This window comes from Serratia sp. CY43202 (genome assembly GCF_052168755.1).
GTDB lineage: Bacteria > Pseudomonadota > Gammaproteobacteria > Enterobacterales > Enterobacteriaceae > Serratia > Serratia bockelmannii.
Genome location: NZ_JBJNMB010000013.1, coordinates 76,700 through 97,499 on the forward strand (window position 1 = coordinate 76,700; position 20,800 = coordinate 97,499).

The following is a 20,800-nucleotide window of genomic DNA, read 5'->3' on the forward strand; positions in this document are numbered from 1 at the left end:
CAAGCCTAAGGTAATCAGGCTTTTTTCGCTGCGGCAGCGGCTTTGACGATCACGGCGAAAGCGTCGGCTTTCAGCGAGGCGCCGCCAACCAGCGCGCCGTCGATGTCCGGCTGAGAGAACAGCTCTGCGGCGTTCTTGTCGTTCACCGAACCGCCGTACTGGATGATGATTTCAGCGGCAACCGCGGCATCGTGTTTGGCGATGTGGTCACGGATAAATTTGTGCACGGCCTGCGCCTGCGCAGGGGTAGCGGACTTGCCGGTACCGATGGCCCAGACCGGCTCATAGGCGATCACGGTGCCTTTCATCGCCGGTGCGCCCAGCGTTTTCAGCACGGCGTCGATCTGGCGCGCGCACACTTCTTCAGTTTTGCCCGCGGCGTTTTCCGCTTCGGTTTCACCGATGCACAGCACCGGGATCAGGCCGGCTTCTTTCAGCACGGCGAATTTCTCGGCGATCACTTCGTCGCTTTCTTTGTGGTAGGTGCGACGTTCAGAGTGGCCGATGATGATGTACTGGGCGCCGACGTCTTTCAGCATGTTGGCGGAAACTTCACCGGTGAAGGCGCCGGACAGGTTAACGTCCACGTTCTGCGCGCCCAGCGCGATGCGGCTGCCGGCCAGCGCGTGCTTGGCCTGATCCAGATACATCACCGGCGGGGCGATGGCGACGCCACAGCCGTCAACGCTGCTCAGCTCATTGCGCAGACCGGCGATCAGTTCGTTGACCATGTGAGTGCTGCCGTTAAGCTTCCAGTTACCCATAACTAATGGATGACGCATGTTTTTTCCTCCAACTAGGGAACGCGAGAGTCGAAATGACAACTGCCGGACCGGCAGTTTACCTGCCCAACAGTATAGAGATCATTAAGCGCGAAGGCTTTGCTTTTCGTCATTAAATGCCGCGCCGTTACGGCTCGGAAAGCGCCAGCTTAATCGGTTCAACCGCGAAGGTTACGCCTTTATCGCCGTTGTCCGAAACGACATAGCGAATGGCGCCGACCTGCTGTTGGTAAAAGCGCGATCCTTTGCCTTTTTCCAGCAGGCTGTTCACCTTGTTCTGGCTCTGTTCCACCGTCAACGCCGGTTCGAACTGGCGCATCAGCGCCGCCATGTAGCTGATGGCGATGGCGCGCGCGGCTTTTTCTTCATTGGCCTGCTGCAGCGGCAGGTGAGTGATCTGCAACGTTTTGATTTTACCGGTGCCTTTCTCCAGCGCGGTGGAGGCATACAGGTTTTCGTTGAGTTTGCTGGCGGCGCGCGTCAGCAGCGGCGAATCGTCTTCGGTGGCGGGAATGGCGCGGAATTCGCCAATCGGCAGCTTCGGGTTGTCGCGATTGTATTTTTCGCGGAATTTGACCACCGTCAGATCGAACGTCGGCGCCCCGGCCAGCAGGTAAGGTGCGGCAGGCGTCGCATCGGCGGCCGGTGGATCGGCCCAGGCGCTGGCGGCCACCTGCAGCAGGCAGGCGATAACGAGGGTTTTTCTCAGCATGGCGTATGGCATCAAGGACAAAGATGGCTCCGATTAAAGCGATAACCCGCGGGGCTTGTCAAAGATCCCACGCCATTATCGGTTCGCTGACGAGAAAGCTGTGCGGCGCGCCGCGTTATGCGAGGCGGAAAACTCGGCCCGGCAGCGCCTATGTTACACTGCGGCGCAGAATATGGGCAGGCTTAGAGCGCAGGAATCGATGACGTTACAACAGTGGTGTTTTTCTTTTAAGGGCCGCATCGGGCGGCGCGACTTCTGGATCTGGATGGGGCTGTGGTTGGTGCTGATGGCGGCGGCGTTTACGCTGGCCAATTATCAGCTGATCGCCATCCAATCCATCGCCTTCTTTATCGTGGCGCTGCTGTGGCCGACGGCGGCGGTGCTGGTCAAACGCCTGCACGATCGCAACAAGGCCGGCTGGTGGGCGCTGCTGCTGATCCTGGCGTGGATGCTGGCGGCAGGGAACTGGCAGATGCTGGCGCCGATCTGGCAATGGGGCGTCGGACGTTTCATTCCGACGCTGATTATCGTGATGATGATGATCGATCTGGGTGCCTTCGTCGGCACGCCGGGGAGCAATCGGTTCGGCCCGGAAGCCGAACCGGTGAAGTTCCGCTGACCCTCGCCGGGTTACCAGTAGTGCTCGCTGGTGATGTGGCCCGGTTTGCGGCGCAGGTGTTTGCGCATTTGGCGGTGGTCTTTCAGCGTTTGCTGGGTGTCCCGCACCATTTGCGGGTTGCCGCACAGCATCACGTGGCTGGTTTCGGCGTCGATGGTCAAGCCGGTCGCCGCTTCCAGCCGGCCGTCCTCGATCAGCGCCGGCACGCGGCCGGTCAGTGAGCCGGGCGTTTCTTCGCGGCTGACGACGGTCTGGATGCGCAGCTTGCCGTTGTAGCGTTGTTGCAGTTGCTGCATCAGCGGCAGGTAGCTCAGGTCGCGCGCGAAACGCGCGGCGTGCACCAGCACCAGGTTGTTAAAGCGATCCAGTCCGATGCCCTGTTGCAGAATCGATAAATAGGGGCCGATGGCGGTGCCGGTCGCCAGCATCCACAGCGTGTCGCAGTCGGGCACCTCATCCAGCACGAAGAAGCCGGCCGCTTCTTTGGTCACCATCACGTCCGAGCCTGGCCGCAGCTGATTGAGGCGCGGGCTCAGTTTGCCTTCCGGCACGGTGACCAGATAGAACTCCAGGTTGGCGTCATCGGGAGCATTGACGTAGGAATAGGCGCGCTGCACCCGTTCGCCGTCGATCTCCAGCGCCAGTTTGGCGAATTGCCCGGCGGTGAAAGGATCGATAGGGGCATTGACCACCAGGCTGAATAGCCCGTCGGTCCATTGTTTTACCTGCGTAACCTTGCCGTTTACCCATTCAGCCATACTCTAAAGCTCCCGTGGTCGAATCAAATAAGCACAATGTCGTGAGCCGGAAATGGCGTGCGCGGTGCGCTCTACCCGGTAGTCGTTGCCGAACAGGCGGTGAAACAGCTGCAGCTCGGAATTGCACAGGCTGCTGCAGCTGGAGCCGGCCACACCGACCGGACAGTGGTTTTCCACCAGCAGCGTACCGTGTGGATGATCGAGCAATTCGGCCATGTAACCGTCGTGTTGCCGCAGGCGCACCAGGCGGGCTAACCGGTCCTGATGGCTGCGCTCGGCGGACAGCTCTTCGGCATAACGCAGATAAAGCTGATCTTCGCGCGCGCTGAGCAACGGTTCCACCCCGGCGCCGCCAAACAGCTGCAGCGCGGATTCCCGCAGTCGCGCCTGATCGTCGGCGGCATAGGCATGCCCCCGTTCGGTCAGCGACCAGTAGCGCGTCGGGCGGCCGACCTTGCTGCGCGCTTCTTCGTAACAAACCAACTCACGTTTTTCCAGGGATTGCAGATGTTGTCGGATGCCCATCGGCGTGATGTCCAGACGCTCCGCCAGCATTTTGGCCGAGTGCGGGCCGAGAGCCTTTAACTGCAATAAAATCAGCTCAGGTGTTTTCATGAACCAAATCCCTATGGTGTTATTTTATTTCAAGTTGATGAAAATAATTATCGATTAAATGCTAAAGCCCGGCTACTGCAAGGGCGCTATTTTTAACTCCAAAGCGTTATACGTACAGTTTAATTTACGAGCCTGGTCGGGTTTGCTGCCAGTGTGACCTGGATCAATATCTGCCTGAAACTCGCTAAAAAAATCAGATTTGATTAGTTTATGCCGCCATAGAGGGCTGCTCGCCGTTCTGGCTGCTGCAACGGCCATACCGGGACGCTGTGACGAGTTGAAACGTTAACGAAGATAATGAGAAAACTAGAGAACTTTCACCTGCTGGTGATGCTTATCCTGTTGGTCGCCGTCGGCCAGATGGCGCAAACCATTTATGTTCCCGTGATTGCTGATATCGCCCACGATCTGTCGGTTCGTACCGGCGCCGTGCAACGGGTGATGGCGGCGTATCTGCTGACCTACGGTTTCTCCCAGCTGATTTACGGGCCAATATCGGATCGTATTGGGCGTCGTCCGGTGATCCTGACGGGTATGATGATCTTCCTGGTTGGCGCGCTGGGCGCGTTGCTGTCCACCAACCTGACGATGCTGGTCGCCGCCAGCGCCATCCAGGGGATGGGCACCGGCGTGGCGGGCGTGATGGCGCGCACCATGCCGCGCGATCTGTATGCCGGCACCGCGCTGCGCTATGCCAACAGCCTGCTGAACATGGGGATTTTGGTCAGTCCGCTGCTGGCGCCGGTGATCGGCGGCGCGCTGGCAATGGTGTTCGGCTGGCGCGCCTGTTACGCCTTCCTGCTGGCGCTGTGCGCCTGCGTCGCCTTCGCGATGTTCCGATGGTTGCCGGAAACCCGCCCGGTGCAAACTGAAAAACGCCGCATGCTGGCCAGTTTCCGCCAGCTGCTGAGCGACAGCACCTTCAGTTGCTATCTGGTGATGCTGATCGGCGCGCTGGCGGGGATTGCGGTATTTGAAGCCAGCTGCGGCGTGTTGATGGGTGGCGTGTTGGGGCTGAGCGGCCTGACCGTCAGCATCCTGTTCATTCTGCCGATCCCGGCGGCGTTTTTCGGTGCCTGGTACGCCGGGCGCGACGGCAAAACCTTCCACACCCTGATGTGGCATTCGGTGCTGAGCTGTCTATTGGCGGGAGCGATGATGTGGATCCCGGGCTGGTTCGGCGTGATGAACATCTGGACGCTGATCGTGCCGGCCGCGCTGTTCTTCTTCGGCGCCGGTATGCTGTTCCCGCTGGCGACCACCGGGGCGATGGAGCCGTTCCCTTACCTGGCCGGCGCAGCGGGCGCGCTGGTGGGCGGCATGCAGAATATGGGATCGGGGCTCGCGACCTGGCTTTCCGCCATGCTGCCGCAAACCGGGCAGTTTAGCCTAGGATTGCTGATGTTCGCGATGGCGCTGCTGATCCTGCTGTGCTGGTGGCCGCTGTCCAACCGGATGCAACATCAGGGGCATACCGCATAACGCCCTTCCCGAGCCGGCGCTGACCTTAGTCCTGCAAGACGGCTAAGGTCATGCCGCCGGTTTTGACCCAGGTTATTACTGCGCTGTGGCGATCGGTATACACTTTACCGACAGTGTTTTTCCGGGTTATTCGCTATGTCATCACTGCAGTTCATTCAACGTGTTCCCGTCGGCTTCTTTGGGATGGTTCTGGGGGTTTTCGGCCTCGGCAGCGCCTGGCGATACGCCGCCACGCTCGGCTATGGCCCCGGCTGGCTGGGCGAGTCGCTCATCTTTCTCGGCAGCGCCATCTGGCTGACGCTGGCGCTGATCTATCTTTGCCGTTGCCTGATAGACTCACGCGCGGTGCGTGACGAGTTTCGCAGCAATACTCAGTTCAGCTTTATCAGCCTGCTTCCGGCGGGCGGTGTGCTGGTGTCCATCGGCCTGCATCCCTACAGCCTGCCGCTGGCGAATGGGCTGATGGTCGCGGGCTCCGTCGGCCAGCTCATCTTCTCGGCTTGGCGCTGCGCGCCATTGTGGCGCGGCGAGTTCGCGTCGGAGGCCACGACGCCGGGATTTTACTTGCCGACGGTGGCCGCTAACTTTATCTGCGCGATGGCGTTTGGCACCTCCGGCCACCCTGATATCGGCATGATGTTTCTTGGCGCCGGTTTGATTTCATGGCTGACCCTCGAACCCGCCATCATCCACCGTCTACGCACAAAGGCCGCGCTGCCGGCCGCCGGCCGCGGCGTTATCGGCATCCAGCTGGCTCCGGCCTTTGTCGCCTGCTACGCGTGGTTATGCGTCAATGGCAACGACTTCGATACGTTCGCCTTAATCCTGTTGGGCTACGGCCTGCTGCAGCTGTTTTTTATGTCCCGGTTGGTGCGTTGGTTTTTTGCCGGTGGCTTCAGCCCGGGCATGTGGGCTTTCTCGTTCGGCTTATCGGCGATGGCAAACGCGTCGCTGCGGTTGCTGCAGAGCCAGCGCGGGGAGGAGATGCAAGTGCTGGCCTGGGGGCTGTTCGCGTTGGCCAACCTGCTGCTCATCGGCCTGATGGCGAAGACGCTGTGGCTGTTGTTGCGCGGAAAACTGCTGCCCGCCAAAACGCCGGTGGCGGGATGAACCCGCCCTCAGCGGCGGCTGGGGGCGGTCTCTTACCGGCTTACAGCAAAAACTCGTGCAGCGCCGGGTCTTTGCGATCCAGATAGTGGGTTGAACGGATGCGGCGGATGGTGCGCGACTTGCCGCGGATCAGCAGGGTTTCGGTTGTGGCCATGTTGCCCTGGCGGCTGATGCCCTCCAGCAGATCGCCCTTGGTGATGCCGGTGGCGGAGAAGATCACGTTGTCGTTGCGCGCCATCTGATCCAGACGCAGCGCCTGACCGGCTTCGATACCCATTTCCCGGCAGCGCGCCAGCTCCTGTTCGCCGATGCGGCGGTTTTCGGCGCTGTCGCCTTTCACCTTATGGCGCGGCAGCAAACGCGCCTGCATGTCGCCGTCCAGCGCGCGGATCACTGCGGCTGAGATCACCCCTTCCGGCGCGCCGCCGATGCCGTACATCACATCGACCTCGCTTTCCGGCATGCAGGTGAGAATGGAGGCCGCCACGTCGCCGTCAGGAATGGCGAATACCCGCACGCCCAGCTGCTGCATCTGCGCGATGACGCCGTCGTGGCGCGGTTTGGCCAACACGATGACCGTCAGCTGTGACAGCGGTTTGCTCAGCCGCGCGGCGACGTTCCGCAGGTTCTCCGCCAGCGGCAAATTGAGATCGATGGCGCCGCGCGCCGCCGGGCCGACCACCAGCTTCTCCATGTACATGTCCGGCGCGTGCAGGAAGGTGCCGCGATCGCCCACCGCCAAGACCGCCAGCGCGTTGGATTGGCCCATGGCGGTCATGCGGGTGCCTTCGATCGGATCAACAGCGATGTCGACCGCGTCGCCCTGGCCGCTGCCGACCTGTTCGCCGATATACAGCATCGGCGCTTCGTCGATCTCGCCTTCGCCGATCACGATGCGCCCATCGATGTCCACTTTGTTGAGCATGATGCGCATGGCGTGGACCGCCGCACCGTCGGCGGCGTTCTTGTCGCCGCGTCCCAGCCATTTGTAGCCCGCCAGCGCAGCGGCTTCGGTAACGCGGGAAAATTCGATGGCTAATTCACGTTTCATGGCAAACCTGTCTGTGAGAAAGGGAAGAAAATATCGGCAAAGTCTATCACAGCGCGGCGCCGGCGGGGCGGGGCAAAAAAAAGCGCCGCCCGCAGGCAGCGCAATTTGGGGGGTAACGGCAAGGCTGGGTTTAGTCGTGATCTTCCCACGCCTGCGCGCGTGCCACCGCTTTTTTCCAGCCGCTGTAGCGGTAGTTGCGTTCGGTGGTTTCGATGCTTGGGCGGAATTCACGCTCAATCACCGCTTTGCTCTTCACCTCATCCAGATCGTTCCAGTAGCCGATGGCCAGGCCCGCCAGGAACGCGGCGCCCAACGCCGTCGATTCACGCACTTCAGGGCGCTCTACGCGGGTGCCGAGGATATCGGACTGGAACTGCATCAGGAAGTTGTTGGCGACCGCGCCGCCGTCCACGCGCAGCGATTGCAGGCGGGTGTTGGCGTCGGCCTGCATGGCGTCCAGCACGTCGCGAGTCTGGAAGGCGATGGATTCCAGCGTGGCGCGGATGATGTGGTTGCTGTTGGCGCCGCGGGTCAGGCCAAAGATGGCGCCGCGGGCATACGGATCCCAGTAGGGCGCGCCCAGGCCGGTGAAGGCCGGCACCACGTAGACGCCGTTGCTGTCTTTCACTTTGGTGGCGAAATATTCGGAGTCGGCGGCGTCGCTGATCAGTTTCAGCTCGTCGCGCAGCCACTGGATAGACGCACCGCCGATGAACACCGCGCCTTCCAGCGCATAGTTCACTTCGCCGCGTGGGCCGCAGGCGATGGTGGTCAGCAGGCCGTTTTTCGAACGCACCGCTTCTTTGCCGGTGTTCATCAGCAGGAAGCAGCCGGTGCCGTAGGTGTTCTTCGCCATGCCCGGTTGAACGCACAGCTGGCCGTACAATGCCGCTTGCTGGTCACCGGCGATACCGGCGATAGGAATACGCGTGCCGCCCTTACCGCCGATGTTGGTCTGGCCGTACACCTCGGAGGAAGGACGGACTTTCGGCAGCATGGCGCGCGGGATATCCAGCACTTCCAGCATGCGCTCGTCCCAGTCCAGCTCGTGGATGTTGAACATCATGGTACGTGAGGCGTTGGTGTAATCGGTGACGTGTACGCGCCCCTGGGTCATCTTCCACACCAGCCAGGTATCGACGGTGCCGAACAGCAGTTCGCCGCGTTTGGCGCGCTCGCGGGCGCCTTCGACGTTGTCCAGGATCCACTTCACCTTGGTGCCGGAGAAGTACGGGTCAACCACCAGGCCGGTGTTGTGACGGATGTACTCTTCCAGGCCGTCGCGTTTGAGCTTCTCACAGATGTCGGCGGTGCGGCGGCACTGCCAGACGATGGCGTTGTAGACCGGCTTGCCGGTCTCTTTTTCCCAGACGATGGTGGTTTCGCGCTGGTTGGTGATGCCGATGCCGGCGATCTGATCGGAATTGATGTCGGCTTTCGCCAGCACTTCTACCAGCGTCGAGCTTTGCGACGCCCAGATTTCCATCGGGTCGTGCTCAACCCAGCCGGCCTTTGGATAGATCTGCGGGAATTCGCGCTGCGATACCGCAACGATGTTGGCGTCGTGATCGAGCACGACGGCGCGTGAGCTGGTGGTCCCTTGGTCGAGTGCGACAATGTATTTTTTTTCTACAGTCATGGTAATTATCCTGCTGTTGTTAACCGTGTAAAACTGCACCCATCACGCTTTGCGCTGCTGGGTCTTGGCGTCGGGCTCTTCTTCCGTCACGCAGACGTCGCACGGCAGGTGGCGGCCAATCAGCGCGCGGTAACCGAAAGCGCCCAGGCCACAGCCGACGATAGGAGCGAAGATCGGCACCAGGAAGTATGGGATGTCGCGTGCGCCGGTGAAGGCGACTTTGCCCCAGCCGGCCAGGTAGGCGAACAGTTTCGGGCCGAAGTCACGCGCCGGGTTCAACGCAAAGCCGGTCAATGGTCCCATGGAGGCGCCGATCACGGCAATCAGAATACCGATCAGCAGCGGTGCCAGCGGGCCGCGCGGGATGCCGTTGCCGTCGTCGGTCAGCGCCAGGATCAGGCACATCAGGATTGCCGCGATCACCATTTCTACCAGGAAGGCCTGGCCGACGGAGATGTGCGCGTTAGGGTAAGTCGAGAAGATGCTGGCCAGTTCGAGGCTTTCGTTGCTGCCGCGCACCATGTGGTGAGCCGCTTCGAAGTCGAAGAACAGGTTGTAGTACAGCCCATAGACCAGGGCAGCGGCGCAGAAGGCGCCGGCGATCTGCGCAATGATGTAAGGCACCACTTTGCGCCCGTCGAAGCAGGCGAACAGCCACAGGGCGAGGGTGACCGCCGGGTTGAGATGCGCGCCGGAAATGGCGGCGGTCAGATAGATGGCCATGGCGACGCCGAGGCCCCAAATGATGCTGATTTCCCACTGGCCGAAGCTGGCGCCCGCCAGTTTCAGTGCGGCAACGCAGCCTACGCCAAAGAAGATCAGCAGCGCCGTGCCGAGGAACTCGGCGATGCACTGGCCTTTTAATGTCGGACTGGTGGTTTGGCTCATAATGTTGGTGTCCTGCAAAACGGCGGTTGTTGGTTTATAGGCTCAGTTGGGTAGAGATCCGGCCTATGGGCACAGTTTTTTTCATCTCGTCCAATTATTGAATGAGGACGTGATGTAAATTTATCGTTAACGAACATAAACGAGAAATAGCGAAATCAAAATGTGTGTGGCGCGTCATAAAATTGAGCGATTTCGCGTCGTTTAGTGTTCTTTCTGAGCCATAAAAGTGTGATCTGACCAGTGGTTTGGTGAGGGCTGTTAACAACTCGCGGCGATGATGGTGGGGATTTTCAGTTTTTACTGATGGTGAGGGCAGGAAAATTGCAACAGACTGCGCGATGATCCGGTATGTTGCTAGACAGGCGGAGACTGGCTACTTACAATCGTTTTTAACGAATCGAGACTGGCGCGCCTTCCGTAACGGCGCGCGTCACTGAGCGCGATGCAATATTCGCAGTAGCTGCAGCCGACGTTGCGGCCGCTACTTATAGATGTACGCCTTGCTATCATGAGGGGACTGAAGCATGTCATTTGAAGTATTTGAGAAACTGGAAGCAAAAGTACAGCAGGCGATTGATACCATCACCTTGTTGCAGATGGAAATTGAAGAGCTGAAAGACAAAAACAACTCTCTGTCGCAGGAAGTTCAGGCTGCCTCCGGCAACCACGAAGCGCTGGTGCGCGAAAACCAACAGCTGAAAGAAGAACAGCACGTATGGCAAGATCGCCTGCGCGCGCTGCTGGGCAAAATGGAAGAGGTCTGATTCCTCACGCCATGCAGCAACGAAAAGGGCGCCTCAGGCGCCCTTTTTCATGTCCGAAAATCACTCGATGTCGAGCGGGTCTTCGGAGAGGATGATGCCGGTGTTGTCGGCATACAGGTGATCGCCGGAGAAGAAGGTGACGCCACCGAAGTTGACGCGGATATCGCTTTCGCCCACGCCTTCGCTTACGGCACCCGCCGGGATCGCCGCCATCGCCTGAATGCCGATGTCGAGCTCTTCCAGATCGTCCACCTGGCGCACCGCGCCGTACACCACGATGCCTTCCCATTCGTTCTGGGCGGCCAGGCGCGCCAGTTCGGCGTTGATCAGCGCCCGGCGAACCGAACCGCCGCCGTCGACCAACAGCACGCGGCCGCGGCCGTTTTCTTCAAGCAGATCGAATAACAGGCCGTTATCCTCAAAGCATTTCACCGTGGTGATCTGCCCGCCAAATGAAGTACGCCCGCCAAAATTGGAGAACAGAGGTTCAACAACGTTCACCTCTTCATGATAGATGTCGCAAAGTTCGGAAGTATCGTATTTCATAGGATTTTACGTCTGTTTGCCGCAGGAATGTTCAGTATATCCCTTTATTCGCCCTGTTGGCAAAATCATCAGTTTTTAACTGAGCGCCACGCCGATGGCGAACAGCAGGTTGGCCAGCAACGCCGCCTTGACCATGTGCTCCAGCATCGGCCGCATGCCGACCGGCGTCGGATCGCGCAGCACGCGCAGGCCGTGGCGCACCAGCAGCGGGATCGCCAGCACGAACAGCCAACCCCACGGACTGTGGAGGTTGAACAGCGTGAACAGCGCGAAACACAGAACCGCGCCGCCGAGCAGCAGGGCATGGTAAATGCGCGCCTTGTGCGGGCCGAGACGCACCGCCAGCGTATTCTTGCCGTTTTCGCGATCGCTCTCGATATCGCGCAGATTGTTGATGTTGAGCACCGCCGTCGCCAGCAGGCCGCAGGCGGTGGCCGGCAGCATCACGACGCTGTCGAAGGTGTGCGTTTGCAAATAGTAGGTGCCGGCCACGCTCAGCCAGCCGAAGAACACCAGCACCGAGATGTCGCCCAGCCCCAAATACCCGTAGGGTTTGTTGCCGACGGTGTAAGTGATCGCCGCCACGATAGACAGCCCGCCCAGCACCAGGAAGCCCACCACGTCGCTGGGTTGCTCGCAGGCGACGGCGATCAGCGAACAGCCGGCGAGGGCGATCAGCACCACCGTCACCACCAGCGCCCGCTTCATCTGCGCCTGGGTGATCATGCCTTTTTGCATGCCGCGCAATGGCCCGATGCGATCTTCTTTGTCGCTGCCTTTGACCGCATCGCCGTAGTCGTTCGCCAGGTTGGAGAGGATCTGCAGCAGACCGGCGGTCAACAGCGCCAGCAGCGCCACTTCAGGTTTCAGGCTGCCGTGCCAGGCGGCGATCGCCGAGCCGACCACGATGGAGGCAAAGGCCAACGGCAGGGTGCGGGGGCGTAGACTTTCCAGCCAGGCGGAAATCGGGGTGGTGGAGGTTGATGAGCTCATGTTTCGCTTCTGTGTCCGTTAGAAATAATTGTGGGAGGCAATGCCTCCCACACAGATGACTGACAAGACAATGATTGAGCGATTATAGGATAAAACGACTCAAATCTTCATCCGCCACCAGTTCATCCAGATGACTGCGCACGTAATCCGCATCAATTGTAATGGATTGGCCATTAATTTCACTCGCATCGTAGGAAATATCTTCCATCAGACGCTCCAGCACGGTGTGCAGACGACGCGCGCCGATGTTCTCGGTGCTTTCGTTGACCTGCCACGCGGCTTCGGCGATGCGGCGGATGCCGTCGGCGGTGAACTCGATATTGACGCCTTCGGTGCCCATCAGCGCTTTGTACTGTTCGGTCAGCGATGCGCTCGGCTCGGTCAGGATGCGCTCGAAGTCTTCGGTAGTCAGCGCCTGCAGCTCAACGCGGATCGGCAGACGGCCCTGTAGTTCTGGGATCAGATCCGACGGGTTGGCGGTCTGGAACGCGCCGGAAGCGATGAACAGGATGTGGTCGGTCTTCACCATACCGTGCTTGGTGGACACGGTGCAGCCTTCCACCAGCGGCAGCAGATCGCGTTGCACGCCTTCGCGCGAGACGTCCGGGCCGGAGCTCTGGCCGCCGCGCTTACAGATTTTGTCGATCTCATCGATAAACACGATGCCGTGCTGTTCAACCGCTTCGATCGCCTGCTCTTTCAGCTCTTCCGGGTTCACCAGCTTGGCGGCTTCTTCTTCCACCAGCAGCTTGAAGGCTTCTTTGATCTTCACCTTGCGCGGTTTTTGCTTCTGTCCGCCGAGGTTCTGGAACATCGACTGCAGCTGGTTGGTCATCTCTTCCATGCCCGGAGGCGCCATGATTTCCACGCCCATCGGCGCCGCGGCCAGATCGATTTCGATCTCTTTGTCGTCCAGCTGGCCTTCGCGCAGCTTCTTGCGGAATGCCTGACGGGCGGCGGACGGCTCCTGATGCTCTTCCGGCTGGCCCCAGTTGTTCTTGGCCGGCGGGATCAGCACGTCGAGAATGCGCTCTTCGGCCAACTCTTCGGCACGGGTGCGGTTTTTCTCGATCGACTGCATGCGCACCATTTTGATGGCGGCATCGGTCAGATCGCGGATGATGGAATCCACTTCTTTGCCCACATAGCCCACTTCGGTGAACTTGGTGGCTTCAACCTTGATGAACGGCGCGTTGGCCAGCTTCGCCAGACGACGGGCGATTTCGGTTTTACCGACGCCGGTCGGGCCGATCATCAGAATGTTTTTCGGGGTCACTTCGTGACGCAGCATCTCGTTGAGCTGCATCCGGCGCCAGCGGTTGCGCAGGGCAATGGCGACAGCGCGTTTGGCCTTGTTTTGGCCAATGATATAGCTGTCCAGTTCGCTGACGATCTCGCGCGGGGTCATTTCAGACATGGTATTCGATCCTTACGCTTTGGAAGGCAATTCTTCAATGGTGTGGAAATGGTTGGTGTAAATACAGATGTCGCCGGCGATGTTGAGGGATTTCTCAACGATGTCGCGGGCGCTCAGCTCGGTATTTTCCAACATGGCGCGGGCTGCGGCCTGGGCGTACGGGCCGCCGGAGCCGATGGCGATCAGATCGTTTTCCGGCTGCACCACATCGCCGTTGCCGGTGATGATCAGCGAAGCGGTTTCATCGGCGACCGCCAGCAGCGCTTCGAGCTTGCGCAGCATGCGGTCGGTGCGCCAGTCTTTCGCCAGCTCCACGGCGGCTTTCACCAGGTGGCCCTGATGCATTTCCAGTTTGCGTTCAAACAGTTCAAACAGCGTGAAGGCGTCAGCGGTACCACCGGCGAAACCGGCGATCACTTTGTCGTTATACAGGCGACGCACTTTCTTGACGTTACCCTTCATCACCGTATTACCCAGGGTTGCCTGGCCATCACCACCGATGACGACCTGGCCGTTGCGGCGTACGCTTACAATTGTTGTCACGAGCAGACCCTCGTTAAAGACGGAAAGAAGTCCCCGCAGCGCCTGCTTTCGCAGACGCTACGAGGCATATTGAGAGTATAGATGGGGGGGGATTGACGCTTTTCAACCCCCAACGGAGAGGGGAATGCAACTCGACATGCCGACGCCCTTCAGGCGTGAAAGGGTTTTATCCGCTGCTGCGCGGCTGCTGTAGGGGCCGAGCACCACGCGATTCCAACCGCCACCGGCGGTGATGCGGCTCTCGATGCCTTCGAACGCCAGGCGCGCACGCACGGATTCAGCCTGATCGGTGGCGCGGAACGAACCGCATTGCACCATCCACTTCTGTTTCGATTCCGGCTTGGTTTCCTGCTTGGCCGTTTCCTGTTTCACTTCCGGTTTGGGCTCCGGCTTCGGTTGCGGCTTCGGCTCAGGCTGTTTCACCTGCACCGGCGGTGGGGTGACCGGCTTCGGCTGCTGGTGCTGCTGCACCGGCGCGGTGGTGGCCCCGTTGTTGAATGGGTTGCGCGGCGCCTGGGTAACCTGCTGCTGTTGCTGTACCGGCTGCTGTTGCATCTGCTGCTGCTGGCGGTTACTGCGCGCGTTGACCTGGCCCGGATCGTTATACGGCACTTCGTTCAGCTGCGTCGGGCGCTGCTGCATGTCGGCCTGCATCTGCTCCAGCAACTGCCGCTGTTCGGCGGTCAGCTGAGTTTTGGAATTGAGCTCGCCGCCGGCCGTCGGTTCGGTCGGTGTTTGCACGCCGATCTGCCGGTTTTCCAGCTCTTTGATGTAGCGCCAGCGCTCTTCCGGCTTCGGCGGCAGGCCGTTGCCGGGGCGCGTGGTGTGCGCAGGCAACAACGGCGCGTCTTCCGGCTTGTTGTGGGTAATGAAATAGAGGCCACCGACAAAGATAACCAGCAACGCGGCGGCTAACGCCAGCACGGTTTTGGAAACCTTCGGAGAACTGCGTTTTTTACGGCTGGGGGTTTTACGCTTAGCTCCTGCTGCGCGCCCACGGCTTACATAGTCTTTTTGTGCCACTATTATTCCGCTGTGTCCTGATGAGAGGATAAGTCCGTCATGTTACTGAACCCTAAAATATTTGACTAGCGTTTCGGGGCAGCGGTGCTGCCTCTGATAATCAATTCACTGTCCAACAGCCGGGAGCCGCTGGCCACCGTCTGGCCGTTCAACTGCTCCAACAGCAATAACATCGCCTGTTGGCCTATCTGGAAACGCGGCTGCGCCACCGTGGTCAGCGGCGGATCGCAATACTGCGCCAGCTTGAGGTCGTCAAAGCCGACGATCGACAGATCCTGCGGTACCCGCAGCCCCATTTTCTTCGCCTGGGACAGCACGCCGATCGCCATGACGTCGCTGTGGCAGAACACCGCCGTCGGCGGTTTCGGCTGAGCCATCAGCTGGGTCAGCGCTTGCGCGCCGGCTTCGTAGGTAAAATCACCCCGGGTAATATAGCTGCTTTCGACGGTAATGCCATTACGACGTAGCGCTTGAACGTAACCCTGTAGCCGATAATGGCTCAGCGGCATCTGTTCCGGCCCGGCGACGCAGGCGATCTGCCGGTGGCCCAGTTGATGCAAATAATGCACGGCTTCAAAGGCGGCGGTCAGGTTGTCGATATGCACCGTCGGCAGTTCCAGCTCGGGCGCGAACTCGTTGGCCATCACCATCGGCGGCAGGTTGCGCTGCTCTTCCTTGCTGGCGTCGAACGGCAGGTTAGAGCCCAGCAGCAGCATGCCGTCGATCTGTTTGGTGATGATCAGATTGACGAAGGTGCGTTCTTGCTGGTTTTGCTGCGCGCAGTCGCCGATCAGCACCAGATAGCCTTGTTGGGCGGCGGTCTGTTCGATCCCCTGGATCACATCGGCGAAAAACGGATCGCAGATGTCGGGCACGATCACCAGGATAGTGCGAGATTCGTTGCGTTTGATATTGCGTGACAGAGCATGAGGAGAATAACCCACGGCCAGCACGGCCTGTTCTACTTTCTGGCGCGTTGGCGTCGACACCTTTTCCGGGTTCATCAGCGCACGCGATACGGTAGCCGTTGAAACGCCCGCCATTTCGGCGACGTCTTTCATGGTCGCCATGGATAACTCTTTCTTGTGTTCCAACGCCTTTCTCCTTGCGTCAGCCCCATGCCGACGCCACTACTGCTGTTTGCTCACAATGTCCGGCATGCGGTGGCGGGATTGTTGTCATTGAGCGCCACTCGCGTTCGGGCACTCCGTCGCGCTGCGATGTGGCGACAAAATTTGCCCTCGCAGACATTCTAAACAGAATACGCCCCGCCTTTGTTACCTAATTTGCATAAAAAATGTGACCTGAGAAGGTTTTTTAGCGTTCGCTCGCAATTTCAAGGGTAAACGTTTGCACTGCCGCAGCTAAATCGGACTTTTCCGGGATCAGCTGTCGATCGGATCGACATCCAGCGTCCATTTCACCTTGCGCGTTTGCGGCAGGGTGCCGATCAGCGGCAGCGAGCTTTTCATCAGCTGTTGCAGGACGCGCCGCGTCGGGTGCTGCAGCAGCAGCTGCCAGCGGAAACGGCCGCCGCGTTTGGACTGCAGCGCCGGCACCGGGCCCATCACCCACAGCGAATCGTCCTTCAGCGGGCTGGCTTCCAGCAGGTTGCGCAGCTGCTGCAGGAACAGCGGGGCCTGCTGGTTGTCGTGATCTTCGGCGCGCACGATGATGTGGCTGGTGTAAGGCGGCAGAAACACGCTGTTGCGCTCCGCCAGCGTCTGTTTGGCGAAGGCGTCGTAACCCTGTTGCAGCAGCACCTGCAATAACGGGTGCTCCGGGTGGTGGGTTTGCAGCAGCACTTCACCCTGTTTGCCCGCGCGGCCCGCTCGCCCGGAGACCTGAGTATACAGCTGAGCGAAACGCTCGGCGGAACGGAAGTCGGCGGAGAACAGCGCGCCGTCCACGTCCAGCAACGCCACCAGCGTGACGTCGGGAAAATGGTGGCCTTTGGCCAGCATTTGCGTGCCGATCAGAATGCGTGCTTCGCCGCGATGAATATCCGCCAGATGCTGCTCCAGCGCGCCTTTGCGGCTGGTAGTATCGCGATCGATGCGGGTGATCGGCGTGTCGGGGAACAGCGGCGCCAGCTCATGTTCCAGCTGTTCGGTGCCGACGCCGACCGACACCAGGTGGGTGGAGCCGCACTGCGGGCACTGGTGCGGCACCGGCCGCTGGCTGTCGCAGTGGTGGCAGCGCAGCTGGCGCTGGTGCTGATGGAAGGTGTAGTAGTGATCGCAGCGTTGGCATTCGGCGATCCAGCCGCACTCGTGGCACAGCAGCGCCGGGGCGTAACCGCGGCGGTTGAGGAACAGCATCACCTGATTGCCGGCTTTTAAATGGTGCTGCATGCTTTTCAAAAGCGGTTGCGACAGGCCGACCTTCAGCGGCAGCCCCTTCAGATCGATCAGGTGCTGCGTCGCCGGTTTGGCGTTGCCCGCGCGCTGGGTGAGCTTCAGCTGGCGATATTTGCCCAGCTGCACGTTGTGCAGCGTTTCCAGTGCCGGCGTGGCGGAGCCCATCACCATCGGGATGTCCTCTTCCCGGGCGCGGAACACCGCCAGATCGCGGGCGTGGTAGCGCCAGCCTTCCTGCTGTTTATAAGAGCTGTCGTGCTCTTCGTCGATGATGATCACGCCCAACTGTCGGAATGGCGTGAACAGCGCCGAGCGGGTGCCGATGACGATAGCGGCTTCGCCGCTGCGCGCGCGCAGCCAAACCGCCAGCCGCTCGCTGTCGTTCAACCCGGAGTGCAGCACGTCTACCGGCGCGTTGAAGCGCTCGCGAAAGCGGGCGATGGTTTGCGGCGTCAGGCCGATTTCCGGTACCAGCACCAGCGCCTGTCGGCCTTTGGCCAGCACGTTTTCCAGCACGCTGAGGTACACCTCGGTCTTGCCTGAGCCGGTCACCCCGGCCAGCAGCCAGGCGGCGAACTGCTCATCCTCGCTTCTGATCGCCCCGACGGCGGTGGCCTGTTCGGTGTTCAGCCGCAGCCGTTCGCCGAGCACCGCGAAGTTGGGGCGCCAGTCGTGCGTATCCGCGACCTGAGCGCGCAGATCGATCAGCCCTTTGGCGCGCAGCGCCTGCAGGGCGCTTTCCGTCAGCTCCAGCTGGCTGACCTGATGGCGATAGACCGGGCGTTGCAGCAGCGCCGCCAGCGCCTGCTGCTGTTTCGGCGCGCGTTTCAGGCTTTCGGGTGGGGTGGCGCGCCCCTCTTCGGTGGCGAACCATTGCCACAGCGGCGCGGCTTCGGCCGGTTTGCCTTGCCGCAGCAGGATCGGCAGCGCGTGAAACAGCACTTCGCCGATGGGGTAGTGATAGTAATCGCTGGCCCAGCGCAGGATGCGCCACAGGCTGGGGGAGAACAGCGACTCGGCGTCTATCACGCTGTCGATCGGTTTGAGCTTGTCCAGCGGCAGTTCGCTGGTGTCGCTGCAGCCGGTGACGATGCCGATCGCATGCTGCCTGCCCCAGGGCACGCCCACGCGCGCGCCGGCCACCGGCTGCATGCCGGGCGGCAGCAGATAGTCGAAGGTGCGGGCGAGGGGGACCGGCAAGGCAACGTGTACGACGGGCATGATCTCATCCAAATTGAAAAAAAGTGGGCATCAGTTTACACGGCGCATCGGCAAATGTACGGTTCCGATTGCGCGCCTCGGCTAATGCTGTATAATTTGCCGCCTTTGGTATAATTCGATACCAAAATTCTATTATCAACCACGTGTGGTGTCTGGCGAAACAGGGCTGGATAGCGACACGGCCTTAACTGAGGTTTCCCATGAAACAAGGTATCCACCCAAAATACGAAGAAGTTACTGCTAACTGCTCTTGCGGTAACGTGATGAAGATCCGCTCCACCGTGGGCCACGATCTGAACCTGGACGTTTGTGGCGCATGCCACCCGTTCTACACTGGCAAGCAGCGTGACGTTGCTACCGGTGGCCGCGTTGACCGCTTCAACAAGCGTTTCAGCGTACCAGGCGCTAAGAAATAAGATTTCTTATCGTCCGATGAAAAAGGCGCCTTGGGCGCCTTTTTTCGTTTCTGCCGCCGGCGTTCGCCGGGCGGTTCTCAATATTCCCAGGTATCGGGATCGACACCCAGTTCGCGCATCAACACTTTTGCGGCTTCCGGGATTTCATCGCTGCGCTCTTTGCGCAGGTCTTCATCGTTCGGCAGCGGCTGGCCGGTAAAGGCATGCAGAAACGCTTCGCACAGCAGTTCGCTGTTGGTGGCGTGGCGCAGGTTGTTCACCTGGCGACGGGTCCGTTCGTCGGTGAGGATTTTCAGGACCTTCAGCGGAATGGATACCGTGATCTTTTTGACTTGCTCGCTTTTTTTACCGTGTTCAGCGTAAGGGCTGACATACTCGCCGTTCCACTCAGCCATGGGACACCTTAACTTTGTCAGAAAAATTACAAAATTCTAAAAACCGGCCAATTATGCCCGATCTTCACTGTTCTCACTAAATAAATGTCAATTTTACGCGACCAGGGTCACTGAATGCCCCGCTTCGGTCAGGCATTGCCGCTTAACATCTTATCGTCATGTCATATCGGCATAATTTTAGCGGGTATTGTGTCATTGCTCAATCTATACGCAAAGAAGTTTAGATGTCCAGATGTATTGACGTCTATCAATCCTGCGATTACTCTTTAGGCCTCATTCACCGAACCGAGAGCCGAGCGAGACCATGACGCGTAAACCAGCCACGATTGCCGTACGCAGCGGCCTGAACGATGACGAACAGTACGGCTGCGTCGTCCCGCCGATTCATCTGTCCAGCACCTATAACTTTACCGACTTCAACCAACCCCGAGCCCATGACTACTCGCGCCGCGGCAACCCGACGCGCGACGTGGTGCAACGTGCGTTGGCGGAGCTGGAAGGCGGTGCCGGCGCGGTGATGACCGGCAGCGGGATGTCGGCGATCCATCTGGTGACCACTGTGCTGCTGAAGCCCGGCGATCTGCTGGTGGCGCCGCACGACTGCTACGGCGGCAGCTATCGGTTGTTCGACAGCCTGAGCAAGCGCGGCGCCTATCGCGTGCTGTTCGTCGATCAGGGTAATGAAGCCGCCCTGCAGCAGGCGCTGGCGCAAAAGCCGAAGCTGGTGCTGATTGAAAGCCCCAGCAATCCGCTGCTGCGGGTGGTGGATATCGCGGCGATCTGCGCCGCCGCGCACGCGGCGGGCGCGTTGACGGTGGTGGACAACACCTTCCTCAGCCCGGCCCTGCAACAGCCGATCGAACTCGGTGCCGATCTGGTGGTCCATTCTTGCACCAAATACCTGAATGGGCATTCGGACGTGGTGGCCGGCGCGGTGATTGCCAAAGATCCCGAGCTGGCGGTCGAATTGGCTTGGTGGGCGAACAATATCGGTGTAACCGGCGGTGCGTTCGACAGCTATCTGCTGCTGCGCGGCATGCGCACGCTGTCGCCGCGCATCAAGGCGGCGCAGCAAAACGCCGAAGCGATTGTCGGTTATTTACAGCAGCAACCGCTGGTGAAAAAGCTGTATCATCCCTCCCTGCCGGAAAATCCGGGGCATGAGATCGCCCGCCGGCAGCAGCGTGGTTTCGGCGCGATGCTGAGTTTTGAACTGGACGGCGATGAAGCGGTGCTGCGCCGTTTTCTCTCTGCCCTTGAGCTGTTTACTCTGGCAGAATCGCTGGGCGGCGTAGAAAGCCTGATCTCGCATGCAGCGACCATGACCCACGCCGGCATGGCGGCGGAGGCGCGGGCAGCGGCCGGCATCTCCGAGAGCTTGCTGCGCATTTCCGTGGGTATTGAAGACAGTGAAGATTTGATTGCCGATCTGGAACGCGCTTTCCAGGCGGCGGCAACGAGGTAAG

Annotated in this window: 21 protein-coding genes; 6 read left to right on the forward strand and 15 right to left on the reverse strand. The window is 60.1% G+C overall.

Going from position 1 to position 20,800, the window contains the following annotated elements; translation table 11 throughout:
* Positions 1 to 14: 14 nt before the first annotated feature.
* Both tpiA and ACJ8J5_RS23415 read right to left on the reverse strand, forming a co-directional pair.
* Complete coding sequence (gene tpiA / locus ACJ8J5_RS23410; protein ID WP_004931113.1) at positions 15 to 782, reverse strand: triose-phosphate isomerase; 768 nt, start codon at positions 780 to 782, stop codon at positions 15 to 17.
* Between the two features lie 127 nt (positions 783 to 909).
* Entirely contained in the window at positions 910 to 1,494 is a 585-nt protein-coding gene (locus ACJ8J5_RS23415) for a DUF1454 family protein (protein WP_025304668.1), read from the reverse strand.
* A 199-nt stretch (positions 1,495 to 1,693) separates the two neighbouring features.
* Between ACJ8J5_RS23415 and ACJ8J5_RS23420 the strand changes: the two genes are divergently transcribed.
* Positions 1,694 to 2,113 carry a DUF805 domain-containing protein gene (locus ACJ8J5_RS23420; RefSeq protein ID WP_043140990.1) on the forward strand — a complete coding sequence of 140 codons (420 nt, stop codon included), beginning with the start codon at positions 1,694 to 1,696 and terminating at the stop codon, positions 2,111 to 2,113.
* Positions 2,114 to 2,124: 11 nt separating this feature from the next.
* On the opposite strand, the gene fpr is transcribed toward ACJ8J5_RS23420, so the two are convergent.
* Positions 2,125 to 2,871: a ferredoxin--NADP(+) reductase gene (gene fpr, locus ACJ8J5_RS23425; protein WP_197770311.1), complete on the reverse strand. Its 747-nt coding sequence runs from the start codon at positions 2,869 to 2,871 to the stop codon at positions 2,125 to 2,127.
* Positions 2,872 to 2,874: 3 nt separating this feature from the next.
* On the reverse strand, positions 2,875 to 3,486 hold the full coding sequence (locus tag ACJ8J5_RS23430) for a helix-turn-helix transcriptional regulator (protein WP_141971941.1): 612 nt from the start codon (positions 3,484 to 3,486) through the stop codon (positions 2,875 to 2,877).
* A 297-nt stretch (positions 3,487 to 3,783) separates the two neighbouring features.
* Here ACJ8J5_RS23430 and emrD point away from each other — a divergent pair, with 297 nt between their 5' ends.
* Both emrD and tehA read left to right on the forward strand, forming a co-directional pair.
* Positions 3,784 to 4,968 (forward strand): multidrug efflux MFS transporter EmrD, encoded by a 1,185-nt coding sequence (emrD, locus tag ACJ8J5_RS23435; RefSeq protein WP_025304666.1) that lies wholly within the window; start codon positions 3,784 to 3,786, stop codon positions 4,966 to 4,968.
* Positions 4,969 to 5,103: 135 nt separating this feature from the next.
* Entirely contained in the window at positions 5,104 to 6,078 is a 975-nt protein-coding gene (gene tehA, locus ACJ8J5_RS23440) for a dicarboxylate transporter/tellurite-resistance protein TehA (protein ID WP_147823559.1), read from the forward strand.
* Between the two features lie 40 nt (positions 6,079 to 6,118).
* Here tehA and glpX read toward each other — a convergent pair whose 3' ends face one another.
* The 3 genes from glpX to ACJ8J5_RS23455 all read right to left on the reverse strand — a co-directional run bounded on the left by glpX (position 6,119) and on the right by ACJ8J5_RS23455 (position 9,656).
* A complete protein-coding gene (gene glpX / locus ACJ8J5_RS23445) occupies positions 6,119 to 7,129 on the reverse strand; it encodes a class II fructose-bisphosphatase (protein ID WP_025304665.1) in 1,011 nt (336 codons plus the stop codon).
* A gap of 130 nt (positions 7,130 to 7,259) precedes the next feature.
* Positions 7,260 to 8,768, reverse strand: coding sequence for a glycerol kinase GlpK (gene glpK / locus ACJ8J5_RS23450; protein ID WP_025304664.1), 1,509 nt, complete (start codon positions 8,766 to 8,768; stop codon positions 7,260 to 7,262).
* Positions 8,769 to 8,810: 42 nt separating this feature from the next.
* On the reverse strand, positions 8,811 to 9,656 hold the full coding sequence (locus ACJ8J5_RS23455; protein ID WP_049195738.1) for an MIP/aquaporin family protein: 846 nt from the start codon (positions 9,654 to 9,656) through the stop codon (positions 8,811 to 8,813).
* A 524-nt stretch (positions 9,657 to 10,180) separates the two neighbouring features.
* Here ACJ8J5_RS23455 and zapB point away from each other — a divergent pair.
* On the forward strand, positions 10,181 to 10,420 hold the full coding sequence (gene zapB, locus ACJ8J5_RS23460; protein WP_004931092.1) for a septal ring assembly protein ZapB: 240 nt from the start codon (positions 10,181 to 10,183) through the stop codon (positions 10,418 to 10,420).
* Between the two features lie 60 nt (positions 10,421 to 10,480).
* On the opposite strand, the gene rraA is transcribed toward zapB, so the two are convergent.
* The 7 genes from rraA to priA all read right to left on the reverse strand — a co-directional run bounded on the left by rraA (position 10,481) and on the right by priA (position 18,523).
* Positions 10,481 to 10,966, reverse strand: a complete 486-nt coding sequence (gene rraA, locus ACJ8J5_RS23465) for a ribonuclease E activity regulator RraA (protein ID WP_004931090.1) — start codon at positions 10,964 to 10,966, stop codon at positions 10,481 to 10,483.
* A 75-nt stretch (positions 10,967 to 11,041) separates the two neighbouring features.
* Entirely contained in the window at positions 11,042 to 11,959 is a 918-nt protein-coding gene (locus ACJ8J5_RS23470; protein WP_015379416.1) for a 1,4-dihydroxy-2-naphthoate polyprenyltransferase, read from the reverse strand.
* 82 nt (positions 11,960 to 12,041) lie between these two features.
* Positions 12,042 to 13,376 carry an HslU--HslV peptidase ATPase subunit gene (gene hslU / locus ACJ8J5_RS23475; RefSeq protein ID WP_025304663.1) on the reverse strand — a complete coding sequence of 445 codons (1,335 nt, stop codon included), beginning with the start codon at positions 13,374 to 13,376 and terminating at the stop codon, positions 12,042 to 12,044.
* Between the two features lie 12 nt (positions 13,377 to 13,388).
* The gene (gene hslV / locus ACJ8J5_RS23480) at positions 13,389 to 13,919 is read right to left on the reverse strand and encodes an ATP-dependent protease subunit HslV (RefSeq protein WP_004931085.1); all 531 of its coding nucleotides are present in this window, start codon (positions 13,917 to 13,919) and stop codon (positions 13,389 to 13,391) included.
* A gap of 102 nt (positions 13,920 to 14,021) precedes the next feature.
* A complete protein-coding gene (gene ftsN, locus ACJ8J5_RS23485; RefSeq protein ID WP_060435286.1) occupies positions 14,022 to 14,942 on the reverse strand; it encodes a cell division protein FtsN in 921 nt (306 codons plus the stop codon).
* Between the two features lie 65 nt (positions 14,943 to 15,007).
* Positions 15,008 to 16,036, reverse strand: coding sequence for a DNA-binding transcriptional regulator CytR (cytR, locus tag ACJ8J5_RS23490; protein WP_025304661.1), 1,029 nt, complete (start codon positions 16,034 to 16,036; stop codon positions 15,008 to 15,010).
* A 291-nt stretch (positions 16,037 to 16,327) separates the two neighbouring features.
* Positions 16,328 to 18,523, reverse strand: coding sequence for a primosomal protein N' (gene priA / locus ACJ8J5_RS23495; RefSeq protein ID WP_414105091.1), 2,196 nt, complete (start codon positions 18,521 to 18,523; stop codon positions 16,328 to 16,330).
* 200 nt (positions 18,524 to 18,723) lie between these two features.
* On the opposite strand from priA, the gene rpmE reads away from it, so the two are divergent.
* Positions 18,724 to 18,939, forward strand: a complete 216-nt coding sequence (rpmE, locus tag ACJ8J5_RS23500; protein ID WP_004931078.1) for a 50S ribosomal protein L31 — start codon at positions 18,724 to 18,726, stop codon at positions 18,937 to 18,939.
* A gap of 77 nt (positions 18,940 to 19,016) precedes the next feature.
* On the opposite strand, the gene metJ is transcribed toward rpmE, so the two are convergent.
* Entirely contained in the window at positions 19,017 to 19,334 is a 318-nt protein-coding gene (gene metJ / locus ACJ8J5_RS23505; protein ID WP_006317756.1) for a met regulon transcriptional regulator MetJ, read from the reverse strand.
* Positions 19,335 to 19,638: 304 nt separating this feature from the next.
* Between metJ and metB the strand changes: the two genes are divergently transcribed.
* A complete protein-coding gene (metB, locus tag ACJ8J5_RS23510; protein WP_025304659.1) occupies positions 19,639 to 20,799 on the forward strand; it encodes a cystathionine gamma-synthase in 1,161 nt (386 codons plus the stop codon).
* Position 20,800: the final 1 nt, after the last annotated feature.

Coding starts and splice junctions, on each gene's coding strand:
- hslU (WP_025304663.1), bottom strand. CDS start 13,376: ATGTCTGAAATGACCCCGCGCGAGATCGTCAGCGAACTGGACAGCTAT.
- metB (WP_025304659.1), top strand. CDS start 19,639: ATGACGCGTAAACCAGCCACGATTGCCGTACGCAGCGGCCTGAACGAT.
- ACJ8J5_RS23470 (WP_015379416.1), bottom strand. CDS start 11,959: ATGAGCTCATCAACCTCCACCACCCCGATTTCCGCCTGGCTGGAAAGT.
- emrD (WP_025304666.1), top strand. CDS start 3,784: ATGAGAAAACTAGAGAACTTTCACCTGCTGGTGATGCTTATCCTGTTG.
- priA (WP_414105091.1), bottom strand. CDS start 18,523: ATGCCCGTCGTACACGTTGCCTTGCCGGTCCCCCTCGCCCGCACCTTC.
- ACJ8J5_RS23420 (WP_043140990.1), top strand. CDS start 1,694: ATGACGTTACAACAGTGGTGTTTTTCTTTTAAGGGCCGCATCGGGCGG.
- glpX (WP_025304665.1), bottom strand. CDS start 7,129: ATGAAACGTGAATTAGCCATCGAATTTTCCCGCGTTACCGAAGCCGCT.
- rraA (WP_004931090.1), bottom strand. CDS start 10,966: ATGAAATACGATACTTCCGAACTTTGCGACATCTATCATGAAGAGGTG.
- zapB (WP_004931092.1), top strand. CDS start 10,181: ATGTCATTTGAAGTATTTGAGAAACTGGAAGCAAAAGTACAGCAGGCG.
- rpmE (WP_004931078.1), top strand. CDS start 18,724: ATGAAACAAGGTATCCACCCAAAATACGAAGAAGTTACTGCTAACTGC.
- glpK (WP_025304664.1), bottom strand. CDS start 8,768: ATGACTGTAGAAAAAAAATACATTGTCGCACTCGACCAAGGGACCACC.
- ACJ8J5_RS23430 (WP_141971941.1), bottom strand. CDS start 3,486: ATGAAAACACCTGAGCTGATTTTATTGCAGTTAAAGGCTCTCGGCCCG.
- fpr (WP_197770311.1), bottom strand. CDS start 2,871: ATGGCTGAATGGGTAAACGGCAAGGTTACGCAGGTAAAACAATGGACC.
- ACJ8J5_RS23455 (WP_049195738.1), bottom strand. CDS start 9,656: ATGAGCCAAACCACCAGTCCGACATTAAAAGGCCAGTGCATCGCCGAG.
- tehA (WP_147823559.1), top strand. CDS start 5,104: ATGTCATCACTGCAGTTCATTCAACGTGTTCCCGTCGGCTTCTTTGGG.
- metJ (WP_006317756.1), bottom strand. CDS start 19,334: ATGGCTGAGTGGAACGGCGAGTATGTCAGCCCTTACGCTGAACACGGT.
- tpiA (WP_004931113.1), bottom strand. CDS start 782: ATGCGTCATCCATTAGTTATGGGTAACTGGAAGCTTAACGGCAGCACT.
- ACJ8J5_RS23415 (WP_025304668.1), bottom strand. CDS start 1,494: ATGCTGAGAAAAACCCTCGTTATCGCCTGCCTGCTGCAGGTGGCCGCC.